The sequence below is a fragment of the Pseudomonas sp. St316 genome (assembly GCF_018325905.1).
GTDB lineage: Bacteria > Pseudomonadota > Gammaproteobacteria > Pseudomonadales > Pseudomonadaceae > Aquipseudomonas.
Genome location: NZ_AP021901.1, coordinates 1,498,710 through 1,511,059 on the forward strand (window position 1 = coordinate 1,498,710; position 12,350 = coordinate 1,511,059).

15 protein-coding genes are annotated in these 12,350 nt (G+C 60.9%); 7 read left to right on the forward strand and 8 right to left on the reverse strand.

The features are described 5' to 3' along the window. Window positions 1-4: 4 nt before the first annotated feature. The 3 genes from KI237_RS06665 to KI237_RS06675 all read right to left on the reverse strand — a co-directional run bounded on the left by KI237_RS06665 (window position 5) and on the right by KI237_RS06675 (window position 1,420). Complete coding sequence (locus tag KI237_RS06665) at window positions 5-415, reverse strand: SH3 domain-containing protein (protein WP_212799289.1); 411 nt, start codon at window positions 413-415, stop codon at window positions 5-7. A 107-nt stretch (window positions 416-522) separates the two neighbouring features. Further along, window positions 523-822, reverse strand: coding sequence for a YciI family protein (locus KI237_RS06670; RefSeq protein ID WP_212799290.1), 300 nt, complete (start codon window positions 820-822; stop codon window positions 523-525). A gap of 1 nt (window position 823) precedes the next feature. Then, on the reverse strand, window positions 824-1,420 hold the full coding sequence (locus KI237_RS06675) for a septation protein A (protein WP_212799291.1): 597 nt from the start codon (window positions 1,418-1,420) through the stop codon (window positions 824-826). 87 nt (window positions 1,421-1,507) lie between these two features. Here KI237_RS06675 and KI237_RS06680 point away from each other — a divergent pair, with 87 nt between their 5' ends. The 5 genes from KI237_RS06680 to rluB all read left to right on the forward strand — a co-directional run bounded on the left by KI237_RS06680 (window position 1,508) and on the right by rluB (window position 6,351). Continuing rightward, the gene (locus tag KI237_RS06680) at window positions 1,508-2,371 is read left to right on the forward strand and encodes a PHP domain-containing protein (RefSeq protein ID WP_212799292.1); all 864 of its coding nucleotides are present in this window, start codon (window positions 1,508-1,510) and stop codon (window positions 2,369-2,371) included. Window positions 2,372-2,384: 13 nt separating this feature from the next. Continuing rightward, window positions 2,385-3,014, forward strand: coding sequence for an L-threonylcarbamoyladenylate synthase (locus KI237_RS06685; protein ID WP_053124883.1), 630 nt, complete (start codon window positions 2,385-2,387; stop codon window positions 3,012-3,014). Beyond that, a complete protein-coding gene (locus KI237_RS06690) occupies window positions 3,015-3,845 on the forward strand; it encodes a segregation and condensation protein A (protein ID WP_003204868.1) in 831 nt (276 codons plus the stop codon). A gap of 11 nt (window positions 3,846-3,856) precedes the next feature. Continuing rightward, on the forward strand, window positions 3,857-4,798 hold the full coding sequence (scpB, locus tag KI237_RS06695; RefSeq protein ID WP_212799293.1) for an SMC-Scp complex subunit ScpB: 942 nt from the start codon (window positions 3,857-3,859) through the stop codon (window positions 4,796-4,798). Between the two features lie 317 nt (window positions 4,799-5,115). Then, window positions 5,116-6,351, forward strand: a complete 1,236-nt coding sequence (gene rluB, locus KI237_RS06700) for a 23S rRNA pseudouridine(2605) synthase RluB (RefSeq protein WP_212799294.1) — start codon at window positions 5,116-5,118, stop codon at window positions 6,349-6,351. Window positions 6,352-6,577: 226 nt separating this feature from the next. Here rluB and KI237_RS06705 read toward each other — a convergent pair whose 3' ends face one another. Beyond that, window positions 6,578-7,543 (reverse strand): M29 family metallopeptidase, encoded by a 966-nt coding sequence (locus KI237_RS06705; protein ID WP_212799295.1) that lies wholly within the window; start codon window positions 7,541-7,543, stop codon window positions 6,578-6,580. Between the two features lie 93 nt (window positions 7,544-7,636). Then, the gene (locus tag KI237_RS06710; protein WP_003178782.1) at window positions 7,637-7,774 is read right to left on the reverse strand and encodes a hypothetical protein; all 138 of its coding nucleotides are present in this window, start codon (window positions 7,772-7,774) and stop codon (window positions 7,637-7,639) included. Window positions 7,775-8,530: 756 nt separating this feature from the next. On the opposite strand from KI237_RS06710, the gene KI237_RS06715 reads away from it, so the two are divergent. Both KI237_RS06715 and arfB read left to right on the forward strand, forming a co-directional pair. Further along, window positions 8,531-9,949, forward strand: a complete 1,419-nt coding sequence (locus tag KI237_RS06715; protein ID WP_212799296.1) for an amino acid permease — start codon at window positions 8,531-8,533, stop codon at window positions 9,947-9,949. A 253-nt stretch (window positions 9,950-10,202) separates the two neighbouring features. Beyond that, entirely contained in the window at window positions 10,203-10,616 is a 414-nt protein-coding gene (gene arfB, locus KI237_RS06720; protein ID WP_013694088.1) for an alternative ribosome rescue aminoacyl-tRNA hydrolase ArfB, read from the forward strand. Here arfB and KI237_RS06725 read toward each other — a convergent pair. From KI237_RS06725 to KI237_RS06735, 3 genes are all read right to left on the reverse strand, one after another. Further along, a complete protein-coding gene (locus KI237_RS06725; protein ID WP_003204857.1) occupies window positions 10,613-11,812 on the reverse strand; it encodes an MFS transporter in 1,200 nt (399 codons plus the stop codon). The two genes, arfB and KI237_RS06725, sit on opposite strands and share 4 nt — an antisense overlap. A gap of 101 nt (window positions 11,813-11,913) precedes the next feature. Next, the gene (locus KI237_RS06730; protein ID WP_212799297.1) at window positions 11,914-12,144 is read right to left on the reverse strand and encodes a hypothetical protein; all 231 of its coding nucleotides are present in this window, start codon (window positions 12,142-12,144) and stop codon (window positions 11,914-11,916) included. A gap of 37 nt (window positions 12,145-12,181) precedes the next feature. After that, window positions 12,182-12,325, reverse strand: coding sequence for a hypothetical protein (locus KI237_RS06735; RefSeq protein ID WP_212799298.1), 144 nt, complete (start codon window positions 12,323-12,325; stop codon window positions 12,182-12,184). Window positions 12,326-12,350: the final 25 nt, after the last annotated feature.

Here is a 12,350-nt window from a genome sequence, read left to right on the forward strand (position 1 = left end):
TCACTCAATTTAGCCATTGCCGACGTTGTCTACGTCCACCGCTGGCAAAGATACCGCAGAGCAGGGCCAATAGCGCTACCCCGGCACCGATGACAAACCATTGCTGTTGATCGGTCAACAGGCGTGGCAGGGGGCTGGCCTGGGCTTCCTTGAGCTGCAGCTTCAGGCGCTGGTTCTCCTGGCGCAAGCGGGCCAGCAATGCGCTCTCGCGTTCGTTGTCGGCGCTTTGCAATTGCTTGCTCAGTTCTTCGCGCTGGCGTTCGCTGTCTTTCAAGCGTTGCTGCAGTTCGGCGATCTGGCCGCCAGCACTCAGGGACAAAGGCGTCGAATGACTGCCCTCGGTGCTCTCCTCGCCATGGGCGGGTGCCCCGATCGCCAACGTGATCCATAACAGGCACAACGGACCTTTGCGCATTGCAACTCCTGAATTCCAATCGAGATTAGACAGGTTGTCGGCAGGCAAACGAGAACAATGAGCAATTGAACGCAATGAGCCGCGAAGGCTCATCGCGCCAGGGGCATTTACGGCATGACCTGCTTGAATGGCTTGACCACGACATTGGCATAGACGCCGGCCGCAACGAACGGGTCGGCCTCGGCCCAGGCTTGTGCCGCAGCCAGGGAGTCGAATTCGACCACCATCAGGCTGCCGCTGAAACCTGCGGCGCCCGGGTCATTGCTGTCCACCGCCGGATGCGGGCCGGCCAGCACTACGCGGCCTTCGTTCTGGAGTTTTTGCAGGCGTTCCAGGTGTGCGGGACGAGCGGCCTGGCGTTTTTCCAGGGAGTTGGCGACGTCGGTAGCAATGATTGCGTAGAGCATGTCAGTCCTCGGTTTTTGGCGTGGTGGGGTCGGCATCATGCAGATGACGGGACAGGTAGATACCCTGGCCAATCAGGAACAGCAGCGTCATGCCCAGGCTACCGAAGACCTTGAAGTCGACCCAGTACGCCTGGAACGTGAACGCAACGAACAGGTTGGCGGCGCCGCAGAACAGGAAGAACGCGATCCAGGCGATATTTAGGCGGGTCCAGATCTGGTCCGGCAGGCTCAGGGCATGGCCCATGATGCGCTTGATCAGCAGGCGGTCACCGACGAAGTGGCTGCCGATAAAGGCCAGGGCGAACAGCCAGTTGACCACCGGGGCCTTCCACTTGAGGAAGGTTTCGCTGTGGAAGGCCAGGGTCAGGCTGCCGAAGACAAGGCAGGCGACCAGCGTCAGCCACTGGCTCTTCTCCAGTTTGCGCTGGGATACGAACAAGGCACCGTAGACCACCAGGGAACTGACGATCAGCACCGCGGTGGCGCTGTAAATACCGCCTACAGTCAAGGAGTGACCGGCGAATTCGACGGCCCGGGGATCAAGTTTGTAGACGATGAAAAACAGCAGGAGCGGGATGAAGTCGATGAATTGTTTCACAGTGGCAGCCAGAAGCAGGATGTGGCGGCATAATAACAAACATCCTTGGCCGCGATAGGGCCAGCTGATTTGAGGTAACAAACTCTCGTGAATGTTGATTTGCACTGCCATAGCACGGCCTCCGATGGCGCCCTGGCGCCTGCGGTTCTGGTGGCGCGGGCGTTCGAGCACGGCGTGCGAGTCCTGGCCCTGACCGATCACGACACCCTCGAAGGCCTCGACGAGGCCCGCAGCGCCGCCACGGCGCTGGGCATGCAGTTGGTCAATGGGGTCGAGTTGTCCTGTACCTGGGGCGGGGCGACCATCCATGTGCTGGGCTACGGTTTCGATGTGAATGCACCGGCGTTGGTCCAGGCCATCGCCCAATTGCACGACGGGCGCTGGCTGCGTTCCGAAGAGATCAGCCGCAAGCTGGCCCTCAAGGGCATGCCCGGTGCGCTGGACGGCGCCCGGCAGATCCAGCAGGAACTGGGCGACAGCGGCAATGCACCGGCCCGGCCACACTTTGCCGACTGGATGGTGCGCGAAGGGTTCGTCAAGGACCGCGCTGAAGCGTTCCGCAAATGGCTGGGGGCCGGCAAACTGGGGGACGTCAAGCAGCACTGGCCGACGTTGGAAGAGACCGTCGAGACCCTGCGGGCCGCTGGCGCCTGGGTCAGCCTGGCACATCCATGGCACTATGATTTCACTCGCAGCAAGCGCCGCCGCCTGGTCGCCGACTATATTCAAGCAGGGGGCCATGCCATTGAGGTGGTCAACGGCCATCAGCCTGCCGAGCAGGTTGGCAGCCTGGCGATCCTGGCCCGTGAGTTCGGCCTGCTGGTCACCGCCGGCAGTGATTTCCATGGCCCTGGGGGCTGGTCCGAGATTGGCGAATACCGCCCGTTGCCGGAAGATCTGCCACCACTATGGTGTAGATTCAAACATGATCCCGTTACCGCCGCCGTCTGAACAGGTAGAACACGTGAGTCAATTTTTCCAGATTCATCCGGAAAACCCGCAAGCGCGCCTGATCAAACAGGCCGTGGAAATCATTCGTGGCGGTGGCGTGGTGGTCTATCCCACCGATTCGTCCTACGCCATCGGTTGCCAGATCGGTGACAAGAATGCCGTGGAGCGGGTAAGACGCCTGCGTCAATTGGACGACAAGCACAATTTCGCGCTCATCTGCAGCGACCTGTCGCAGTTGGGCCTGTTCGCCAAGATCGACACCGGCACCTTCCGCCTGCTCAAGGCGCATTTGCCGGGGCCGTACACCTTTATTCTCAATGCCACGCGGGAAGTCCCGCGGCTGTTGCTGCACCCGAAAAAACGCACCATCGGCCTGCGGGTGCCGAGCCATCCCATTGCCCTGGCGCTGCTGGCGGAACTGGGTGAGCCGCTGATGAGCGTGACGCTGATCATGCCCGGCGAGACCGAGCCGTTGACCGATCCCTACGAGATGCGCCAGATCCTCGAACATCAGGTGGACCTGATCATCGACGGCGGTTTCGGCGGCATGTCGGCGTCCACGGTGATCAACCTGGCCGATGGCGAGCCCCAGGTGGTGCGCGTCGGCTGTGGCGATCCGACGCCGTTCATGGTCGAGGCCTGAATGTCCGCCGTGGAAACTGCTGTGGACCGTACAGACAGCCAGGCCGGCGCGCAGCAGGAGCTGCCGTTCGCCATGGTCTATGGCCAGGCGGTCATGGAAATGCCCCTGGACCTGTACATTCCGCCGGATGCACTGGAAGTGTTCCTCGAAGCCTTCGAGGGCCCGCTGGACCTGCTGCTGTACCTGATCCGCAAACAGAACATCAACATCCTCGACATCCCCGTGGCGGAAATCACCCGCCAGTACATGGGCTACGTCGAGTTGATGCAGTCGGTGCGCCTGGAACTGGCGGCCGAGTACCTGGTGATGGCGGCCATGCTCGCCGAGATCAAGTCGCGAATGCTGTTGCCGCGCTCGGCGGAAGTCGAAGCGGAAGAAGACGACCCGCGCGCTGAGCTGATCCGTCGCTTGCAGGAATACGAGCGCTTCAAGGTCGCAGCCGAAGGCCTCGATGGTTTGAACCGGGTCGGGCGCGATGTGGTGGTGCCCAAGCTCGATGCCCCCGAGGCGCGGGCGCGCAAGTTGCTGCCGGACGTGAGCCTGGAAGAGTTGCTGATGTCCATGGCTGAGGTCCTGCGCCGGGGCGATATGTTTGAAAGTCACCAGGTCAGCCGTGAAGCGCTGTCCACCCGCGAGCGCATGAGCGATGTGCTGGAGCGGCTCAAGGGCGGTGGTTTCGTGCCGTTCGTCGAGCTGTTCACCGCCGAGGAAGGGCGCTTGGGGGTCGTCGTGACGTTTATGGCGGTCCTGGAATTGGTCAAGGAATCCTTGGTCGAGCTGGTGCAGAATGAGCCGTTCGCAGCGATCCACGTGCGGGCACGAGCCGAATAACGAGCAAATCAATGAATCTGACTGAACCCCGCGAGCTGGCCCCCTTGCTTGAAGCTTTCCTGTTGGCCTCGGGAAAGCCGCAATCGATGGAGCGCCTGTTCGAGCTCTTCGAAGAAGGTGAGCGACCTGAGCCGGTCGTATTCAAGAAAGCCCTGACGCTGTTGGGCAAATCCTGCGAGGGGCGGGCTTTCGAACTCAAGGAAGTGGCATCCGGTTATCGCCTGCAGATCCGTGAGAAGTTCGCGCCCTGGGTCGGGCGCCTGTGGGAGGAGCGGCCGCAGCGTTACTCCCGCGCCATGCTCGAAACCATGGCGTTGATTGCCTACCGCCAACCGATCACCCGCGGCGAGATCGAAGATGTGCGCGGCGTGGCGGTCAACAGCCATATCGTCAAGACGCTGCTGGAGCGCGAGTGGATCCGCGTCGTTGGCTATCGCGATGTGCCGGGCAAACCGGCGATGTTCGCCACCACCAAGGCCTTTCTCGATCACTTCAACCTGAAGAACCTGGACGACCTGCCACCGCTGGCCGAACTGCGCGAGCTTGAGCCCGAGCCGATGCTGGAGTTCGACGACGCCCCGGTGCCCCAGGGCCTGCAGGAACTGGCCGACGCCAGTGCCGAGCAGGAGGAGCCCAAGGAAGAAACCAGTTTCCACACGTTGTTGTTGGAGCTGGACACCATGGAGGAGGGCTTGAAGACCGATTTCGATGACTTGCTGCGTGAAGGTCCTGGTCTTGAAGGTGAGTCGGATGAAGTGCCGGAGCCCGACAGCGAGGTGGAGCCAGAGCCCGAACCGGAAGAAGATATCCTCGGCGTCGCCCAAGCGCGGGAAAAACTGCTAGCCGCTGTCGCCGCCCTCCAGCCGTCGGAGCCCGAACTGAGCGACGAAGAAGCCGAAGCCCGCGCCCTGGCCGAGGCGATCGAGAATGAACGGCGCCAGCTCGATGACTGACTCAGTGAAATATCGCTGACACTCCTCGATCCCTGTGGGAGCGAGCTTGCTCGCGATAGCGGTGTGTCAGCTGACAGAAATATTGAACGGAAGGACGCCATCGCGAGCAAGCTCGCTCCCACAATGGATCTGCGGCGGTCATAGGCCTCACCGGTCGGCGGAAAAACCGCTGAGCTTGCGTCGATCAGCTAGTCTCTGATGCGCAACCGCCTCAACAGGCGTATGATTCGCGACCCTTTGGCGATCCCTTCGCCGAAGAACCGTTTTCAAAGTGTCAGGCCACGTGCCTGACCCGACCACACCGGGAGGTGCCCAGAATGAAAGACCTAGACCAGAACGACAGCCAGGAAATCGGCCCAGCAGGCGAGAAGCTGCAAAAAGTCCTCGCCCGTATCGGCGTCGGCTCGCGCCGCGACGTGGAAGCCTGGATCACCCAGGGCCGGATCAAGGTCAATGGCAAAGATGCCACCTTGGGCCTGCGTGTCGACATGCACGACGCCATCACCATCGATGGCAAGGTGATCAAGCGCGAAGAGGCCGCTGAAACGGTGCGCCGCGTGATCATGTACAACAAACCCGACGGCGAGATCTGCACCCGTGACGACCCGGAAGGCCGTCCGACCGTGTTCGACAAGATGCCGCGTCCCAAGGAAGGTCGCTGGATCAACATCGGTCGCCTGGACATCAACACCACCGGTTTGCTGATGTTCACCACCGACGGTGAACTGGCCAACCGTTTGATGCACCCGTCCTACGAGATGGACCGCGAATACGCCGTGCGTGTGCGTGGCGAAGTCGATGACGAGATGATCGAGCGCCTCAAGGCCGGCGTTGTACTGGAAGACGGCCCGGCGCGTTTCACCGACATCAAGCAGGCGCCCGGCGGTGAAGGCTTTAACCACTGGTATCACTGCGTGGTGATGGAAGGCCGCAACCGTGAAGTGCGGCGTTTGTGGGAATCCCAGGGGTTGGTGGTCAGCCGCCTGAAGCGCGTGCGTTTCGGCCCGGTGTTCCTCAACTCCGACCTGCCGATGGGTCGCTGGCGCGAAATGAGCCAGTACGAAGTCGACATCCTGGCCGCCGAAGTGGGCCTCCAACCTGTGGCGATGCCGCAGATGACCGCCAAGAGCAAGGACAAGCTGGAGCGGATGCAGCGTAAATCCTCGCGCCCGATGGGCAAGACCGAGCGCGTGCGTACGCTGCGTCCGGCTGCCGAAGGCGCCCCGACCGGTCCGCGTCCTTCGCGCGAGCCGCAGATCGAAGGCGAACGCCCGGCCCGCAAGCCTGCCCCGCGTCAGGACGGCGAGCGTGGTCCACGCGCGCCGCGTCCGGCCAACGGGCGGACTGAACGTGGTGAAGGGCGCGGTGCTCCGGCTGGCCGCGGTACGCCAGTTGCCGATCGCCCGGCCGACACCAAGCGTCCGGCCAAGCCAGCCGCGAAGAAGCGTCCGGGCATCGTCCTGGTCGACCGCGACACGCCATCGGGTAAACGCCGCGGCGCACCGGCAGGTTCGGGACAGCGTCCGGGGTTTGGGCGTCGCAAGCCGGAGTGAGGCCGTTGTGAGTTTCTAGCTGCAAGCTGCAAGAAAAAACGCCAACCGTTGAGTTGGCGTTTTTTTTTTGCCTGGCTTTAGTGAGGCGGCGCAGATGAGTCCGCATCGCGAGCAAGCTCGCTCCCACACTGGGGCGGCGCCGACCACAGATCGTCTATTCGCTGAAGACCCACTGTGGGAGCGAGCTTGCTCGCGATGGCGGCATCAGCCTTAAGCAAATTCCAACCTAAAGCACAAACCGTCCATCAAACATCGGCTCATTATCCAGGGCCAACACGCCCCCCTCGAAAATCAGGTCCAGGTGATGGCTGCCCTTGGCCCCGCCGCCCAGCCCCAAGTGCAGGCCGCAATGGCGCTCCTCGAAACCGGCATTGCGGGCGTACAGGCTCTTGACCCCTTCGTTGGTGCCAATCCCCAGTTCCTCGATGCGGCGGTTGGACGGGTTGGCGTCCAGGTATTTGTTGAAGTCGTGCTCCAGGCCCGGTACGTCGGTGGCGATTTTCTGGATGGTGGAATCTTCGATCCACAGCTCCAGCGGCGATTGCAGCACGCCATATTTGCGTGCGAACGGGATGGTGCTCAGGAACGTGCCGACGAATTTGACCTGGCCGTTGATCGTGTCGCTGTGGGTGGCGATTTCACCGGGCGCGAGGTCGTAGTTGCCCAGACCGTTGATGTCAGTCCATTTCTTCACGCCGCCCAGCGCTGTGTCGAAATACGAACCGTGGTCATCCTGGAAACTCAACGTCGTCGCCTGGGACATGCGTCGGATCAGGTGACTGTTGAGCCCGGCGATACGCTGGGGAATCACGCTGAAAGTGTCGTAGAAATAATCGCCGTAGTCCTTGAACAGCAGCGATTTCCTCCAGTTGTCCGCCATCACGCCTTGTAGCGCGCGAACGAAGTCCGGGCCGTCCGGGCGAGGGTTGGGCAGGGTGGATGAATCGTAGAAGAAAATGTACAGATCGCTGTCGGCAATGGCCTTGGACAGGCGCTCCGTGGACTCCAGGTCCAGGCGCATGGCGCTGAACCGGAAAGGCGAGCCGCTGCCCGCCTGTTCGGCGATGGCGCCGGTCAGCGTTTCGTAGTCAGCGGTATGACCGAGCAATACCTTGGCCGGCTGGATGCCGGCCAGGGCGGGATGGTGTTCGAGGTAGTAAAGGAAATGTGAGATGGCTCGTTGTGTGTCCATGCTTATGCTTCCCTGACAAGTTCATTTAACTTCCCTGACAACCGGAAAATAGTGGCGGAGTCGACCGGCCGGACCGCCTCCGCCGGGCTGTGCCTACAGAGGCCACATCGCCGTGCCGAACGGAACGACCGCGTCGGCTTGCATCATTTCAACAGCGGCTTCATGGGTTGGCGCTTCAAACCATTCGTCCAGCTGCAGTTCGGTTTCCAAGTCTTTGTCCAGTGCTTGCATAGTGAATCTCCTAGATGACTTTTACGGAAATCAGCGGCTCGATTCGGCGAGTGAAAACAGGCCGGCAACGGCACCGCAGAACTTGTCGGCACGATGCCTTGGCAAGTCGGTGAAAACCTAGTCGAGGGTTTTTTGGAATGCAAAAAATAATTTTTATTTTTTTAGATGAACTTTTTATTCCATTTATGGCGAGATTTTTTGCTCATGAAAAACAACTGGCTGTGGGGTTTATTCATTAGCTAGCTTCCTACCGTCAATTTCCAGACGGATGACAGAAAATTCCTACATGGAAAATATGCGTTACGCCTTGTAAAGAAATGTTGACGAAACCCGGCGAGCGATTCGACTTCAAACACACATCCCTGGGAATGTAAGAAAAAGCTTCCAGCAGGCCCCTCAAAGGGCGTTTCCCGAGGAATGGGTCGGCTTGTATCCGCTTCCTGGGCAGGGTCAGATGCGTCCCATGCCTTGGGAGGTGTCTGGCGGCAGAGGGCCGGCGGTGTACAATGCGCCGCGTTTTACTGTGACCCTTCGCGTACCCACGCATCCTCAAGGTTATCCGCCTTGCTCATTCCGCCACGTCACAAGCGTGTCGGGTTCGATTTCGTCACAGATAAAAACAAACAGGTGACGCATGACTGTTGTAAATACGCTGACTTCCTGGTGCCTGCGCTGGGGTTTGATGGGCGCTGCTTGAAATCCATTTGAGCGGCAACGTCCTACGAACATCATCAAACCTTGCGTGAGACCCTTTTCATGAGTGGACAAAACTCGCATTCGGGCGAGCTGAAGCGCGGCCTGAAAAATCGCCACATTCAATTGATCGCCCTCGGCGGCGCCATCGGCACTGGCCTGTTCCTTGGTTCGGCGGGGGTGCTGAAGTCAGCCGGCCCGTCGATGATCCTCGGCTATGCCATCTGTGGCTTCATTGCCTTCATGATCATGCGCCAGTTGGGCGAGATGATCGTCGAAGAGCCGGTGGCCGGTTCCTTCAGTCACTTTGCCCACAAATACTGGGGTGGTTTCGCCGGGTTCCTGTCGGGTTGGAACTGCTGGATTCTCTACATCCTGGTGGGCATGTCCGAGCTGACGGCAGTCGGCAAGTACATCCATTACTGGGCACCGGACATTCCGACCTGGGTGTCGGCGGCGGTGTTTTTCATCCTGATCAACGCGATCAACCTGGCCAACGTCAAAGTCTTCGGCGAGGCCGAGTTCTGGTTCGCGATCATCAAGGTCGTGGCGATTGTCGGCATGATTGCCCTGGGCAGTTATTTGCTGGTCAGTGGTCATGGCGGGCCGCAAGCGTCGGTGACCAACCTGTGGTCCCACGGCGGGTTCTTCCCTAACGGCGTGAGTGGCCTGGTGATGGCCATGGCGATCATCATGTTCTCCTTCGGTGGCCTGGAAATGCTCGGTTTCACCGCCGCTGAGGCCGACAAGCCGAAAACCGTGATCCCCAAGGCCATCAACCAGGTGATCTACCGGATCCTGATTTTCTACATCGGCGCCTTGGTGGTGCTGTTGTCCCTGACGCCCTGGGACAGCCTGCTGACATCCCTCAACGCTTCCGGCGATGCCTACAGCGGCAGCCCGTTCGTGCAGGTGTTCTCGATGCTGGGCAGCAACACCGCCGCGCATATCCTCAACTTCGTGGTACTGACCGCCGCGTTGTCGGTGTACAACAGCGGCACCTACTGCAATAGCCGCATGTTGCTGGGCATGGCCGAGCAGGGCGATGCGCCCAAGGCCTTGTCCAAGATCGACAAGCGCGGCGTGCCGGTGCGTTCGATCCTCGCGTCGGCGGCGGTCACGCTGGTGGCGGTGCTGTTGAACTACCTGATCCCGCAGCATGCGCTGGAGTTGCTGATGTCGCTGGTGGTCGCGACCCTGGTGATCAACTGGGCGATGATCAGCTACTCACACTTCAAGTTCCGCCAGCACATGAACCAGACCCGCCAGACGCCGCTGTTCAAGGCGTTGTGGTATCCGTATGGCAACTTCATTTGCCTGGCATTCGTGGTGTTCATCCTCGGCGTGATGTTGCTGATCCCCGGCATCCAGATATCGGTGTATGCGATTCCGGTATGGCTGGTGTTCATGGGCGTGTGCTATTGGATCAAGAACAAGCGTAGTGCCCGGCAGGAATTGGCTGTGGCGGTTGTCGCCAAGTAAGCAATCCTGAAAAACAACAAACCCGGCCGAGCGCCGGGTTTGTTGTTTCAAGCCAGACACAAATCCTGTGGAAGCAGGGTCTGTGGGAGCAAGGCTTGCCCGCGATGCAGTCACCGCGATTTATCGATAGACCGCATTATCGTTCATCGCGGGCAAGCCTTGCTCCCACAGACCAGTTCCACAGGTCAGGCTCTCGCAATCTTCAATCCAGCTGTTTCGGGTATCCTGTGGGGCCTGATACCGGACGCTTTCCATGCTGGCCATTTCCAACACCGTGCACATTCCGGACGCCGAGATCGAGCTGACGGCCATCCGCGCCCAGGGAGCCGGTGGGCAGAACGTCAACAAGGTTTCCAGCGCCGTGCATTTGCGTTTCGACATTCCGGCCTCGTCGCTGCCCGAGTTCTACAAGGAGCGGCTACTGGCCCTGCGCGACAGTCGCATTACCAGCGACGGTGTATTGATCATCAAGGCCCAGCAATACCGCACGCAGGAACAGAACCGGGCCGATGCCCTGGAGCGCCTGACCGAACTGATCCTCAGCGCCACCAAGGTCGAAAAGAAGCGCCGTCCGACCAAGCCGACCTTGGGCTCGAAAAAGCGTCGCCTGGAATCCAAGACCAAGCGCGGCTCGATCAAGGCCGGGCGCGGCAAGGTGGACTTCTAGCTTTTCTCCCGTTCCTGGCGATGCCTCGGCGCCTGTCGGTACAGGTAGACGCTCAATGCCAACCCGCCCAGGGCCGCCAGTGCGGCGAACAGAAAGATCGAGGCAAAGCCGAAGCCCGCGGCAATCGCACCGGCCAGCGGCCCGGTGATCCCCAACGACAAATCAATGAACAGCGAATAAGCGCCCACCGCCGCCCCGCGGCTGGAGGCCGGCACCAGGTTGACCGCTTCCACGCCCAGCGCCGGAAACACCAGGGAGAAGCCGAAACCGCTCAACGCCGCGCCCGCCAGGGCCCAGTGGGCATCCGGTGCGAGCCACAACAGCAACAGGCCCAGGGTTTCCACAGACAGGCAGGCAATCGCCACGCGAAAGCCGCCCAGACGGTTGATCAGGTTGCCGAACAGCAGGCGCGCGCCGATGAAGCTGGCGCCAAACAGGCTCAGGCACAGCACGGCGTTGTCCCAGTGTTGTGTGGCGTAGTACAGGGTGATGAAGGTCGCGATGGTGCCAAACCCGATGGAACCCAGAGCCAGGCCGCAGCCGTGTGGCAGCACACGTCCCAGCACGTGCATGAACGGCAGGCGTTCGCCAGTGACGATGGGCGCGGCGGTTTTACGCCAAGCCAATGCCAACCCCAGCAAACCGAGCAAGATAATGCTAACACCCATGCTCCACAGTCCCAGCGCATTGACCAGCCACACCCCCAGCGGCGCGCCAATCGCCAGCGCGCCGTAACTGGCGATACCGTTCCAGGAAATCACCTTGGCGGTATTCGCCGCGCCGACCCGACCAATGCCCCAGCCAATCGAGCCCGAGCCCACCAGGCTTTCCGCGCTGCCCAGCACCAGGCGACCGATCAGCAGGCTGATCAGGCTGAACGTGGGCAGGTGGGGCGTCCAGGCAGACACCAGCATGAACACACCGCTCAGCCCGCAGCCGGCGAGGCCGAACATCACCGCGCGCTTGCTCCCCAGGTTATCGATGATTCGCCCGGCGTAAGGACGACTGAGCAGGGTCGCCAGGTATTGCACGCTGATCACCAACCCGGCGATCACCGCGCCGAAGCCCAGTTCGCCGTGGACGAACCCGGGCAGCACGGCCAAGGGAATGCCGATATTCAGGTAGCCGATGAAGGTGAACAGGACGATGGAAACGACTTGCAGCGTGACCGCCAGGGGGCGCTGGGAATCTGACATGGGGTAAAGGTCCACGGAGCAGCAGGATAGATAGGCTGCTTATGATAACGGCGACCGTTGGATCAGGGCGGGAAAAGTAAAACTATTTGCCCAACGGTGGTTCAGCTGTCGTCCTGACCGCTGACCAGGCGTGTGGTGACCAGGGCGGCGATGGCGTTTTCTTCGCTGCCAAAGCGCGCCAGCAGGGCCGCTTGTTTCTCGGCAGGAAGACGGGTCCAGATCTCGACCATTTTTTCGGCGGTGCCGATCAGCACGCTGGCCTGGGCTTGGCTGAATGGAGAGGTGTCATCGGTCATGGAGGGCTCGGGATTCAGGCAGTGTGGAAAGCGCATCTTAGCGCTTTCCACACGGTCTGGTGGTGCGGGTCAATCAGTCTTCGTTGTCGGCCTGGCGGCGTTCAACGGCTTCCTTGGGCTCGGGCTGCTGGGCGTCTGCTTGCCCGCCGGCTTGTAGCGTGGTCGTCTGCTCAGTGTCGTGCAGGCTTGGGAAGGGGAGATTAGGGATCTCGTGCATATCGCGCTCCTCGCAAAGTCTGTGG

Coding starts and splice junctions, on each gene's coding strand:
- KI237_RS06665 (WP_212799289.1), bottom strand. CDS start 415: ATGCGCAAAGGTCCGTTGTGCCTGTTATGGATCACGTTGGCGATCGGG.
- KI237_RS06670 (WP_212799290.1), bottom strand. CDS start 822: ATGCTCTACGCAATCATTGCTACCGACGTCGCCAACTCCCTGGAAAAA.
- KI237_RS06690 (WP_003204868.1), top strand. CDS start 3,015: ATGTCCGCCGTGGAAACTGCTGTGGACCGTACAGACAGCCAGGCCGGC.
- scpB (WP_212799293.1), top strand. CDS start 3,857: ATGAATCTGACTGAACCCCGCGAGCTGGCCCCCTTGCTTGAAGCTTTC.
- rluB (WP_212799294.1), top strand. CDS start 5,116: ATGAAAGACCTAGACCAGAACGACAGCCAGGAAATCGGCCCAGCAGGC.
- KI237_RS06705 (WP_212799295.1), bottom strand. CDS start 7,543: ATGGACACACAACGAGCCATCTCACATTTCCTTTACTACCTCGAACAC.
- KI237_RS06710 (WP_003178782.1), bottom strand. CDS start 7,774: ATGCAAGCACTGGACAAAGACTTGGAAACCGAACTGCAGCTGGACGAA.
- KI237_RS06715 (WP_212799296.1), top strand. CDS start 8,531: ATGAGTGGACAAAACTCGCATTCGGGCGAGCTGAAGCGCGGCCTGAAA.
- arfB (WP_013694088.1), top strand. CDS start 10,203: ATGCTGGCCATTTCCAACACCGTGCACATTCCGGACGCCGAGATCGAG.
- KI237_RS06725 (WP_003204857.1), bottom strand. CDS start 11,812: ATGTCAGATTCCCAGCGCCCCCTGGCGGTCACGCTGCAAGTCGTTTCC.
- KI237_RS06730 (WP_212799297.1), bottom strand. CDS start 12,144: ATGCGCTTTCCACACTGCCTGAATCCCGAGCCCTCCATGACCGATGAC.
- KI237_RS06735 (WP_212799298.1), bottom strand. CDS start 12,325: ATGCACGAGATCCCTAATCTCCCCTTCCCAAGCCTGCACGACACTGAG.